Origin of the sequence: Pseudoalteromonas rubra, from assembly GCF_000967655.1 — a bacterium.
Lineage (GTDB): Bacteria > Pseudomonadota > Gammaproteobacteria > Enterobacterales > Alteromonadaceae > Pseudoalteromonas > Pseudoalteromonas rubra_A.
Genome location: NZ_JXYA01000101.1, coordinates 1 through 1,092 on the forward strand (window position 1 = coordinate 1; position 1,092 = coordinate 1,092).

Consider the following 1,092-nt stretch of genomic DNA (forward strand, 5'->3'; position numbering starts at 1 on the left):
CTCTTTTTTATGCTTGGCTTTCAGGTCGTCAATAAGCTGCTTAACCGCATCTTTATCGCCCGCTTCAACGGCTTCCGACTCAATCACCAGCGCTTGATCCTCTTCAGGCAGCTGACGCAGAGATCGCAAGTCACGATATCCAAGCTTCATCTGCTGCGCTTGCTCGAAGAACTCTTCCCCAAATTGTTGTAAGTTTCGAAGGCGGTTATCTATATTCTGAACATCAGTACTCAGAAAGTGCTTGCAGCATTCTTCCCAAGTCGTAACAGTTACGACTTTTCCATTTTCATCACGATAGGTTAAGCCCTTGTAACTCTTGGATTCCTTTATCTGCTGTACAATCTTCAATTCCGTAACAGTTACGAGTTTTCCAACAAAATTAAATGCCTGGATCTGGCCCAGTTGCAGCAAAGCATCCTGTTTAGACGCAAGAATGTCTTTGCCTTCAACCAGGGCTTTTTCCTGTTCGGGTGTAATGTGTGTTTCTGTCATCGTTATTACCCCAGTACTCTGTAATTAATCGCTTCCTGCTGTAGCTCACGCAGTGCGTTAGTAAAATTGTGATCTACCGTGTTACTAAGCTGCACCAGCGCTTTACTCAGTCGCCAGCGTTTATCATTTTTTGGCAGCCGCTCAGCAAACCCGGCCTTTACCAGATTGGCCAATATTCGCGTTACATCAGCGTTGCTGGTCTCCAGTGCCTCTGCCAGTTGCTTTGGTTCTATGCCCTCAACTTCATTGCCAGCCATCAGGGTCAGCGCCTTTAATGTGCGCTGCACCTGGGGCGAGATATACAGGTCACTCATACTGCTTTCCTGAGTTCACGGTGCTTAACTGGCTGATGGAATTCTGCAACGCACTCAGGGCACACCACATCGAGATCAAAATGCTCGCTGCGTACGTGTCGCCAGCCAACATAGGTGGCCGCTTGCTGCCACATTTTGGGCGTTGCGCCGCTCTGGCACGCGTGTTCATAGCTACGGCAGCACTGGCAGTAAATCAGCGGGCGTGAATCCATAACATCTATGTGTGCAATGTCTACAGGGGTTGTTAGTAAACTCATGATCTGTACTCCTGAATAGCGGCGCTTGC

General features: G+C 48.4%; 2 protein-coding genes and 1 pseudogene. All 3 read right to left on the reverse strand.

Features of this window, described 5'->3' with window-relative positions; genetic code table 11:
• Nucleotides 1-492 (reverse strand): annotated as a pseudogene (locus TW77_RS23635) (hypothetical protein); the annotation flags it as partial.
• 5 nt (nucleotides 493-497) lie between these two features.
• Nucleotides 498-806, reverse strand: coding sequence for a MarR family transcriptional regulator (locus TW77_RS23640; RefSeq protein ID WP_046007433.1), 309 nt, complete (start codon nucleotides 804-806; stop codon nucleotides 498-500).
• On the reverse strand, nucleotides 803-1,092 hold a 290-nt coding region (locus TW77_RS23645), incomplete at its 5' end, for a hypothetical protein (RefSeq protein ID WP_240479544.1). The genes TW77_RS23645 and TW77_RS23640, both read right to left, overlap by 4 nt.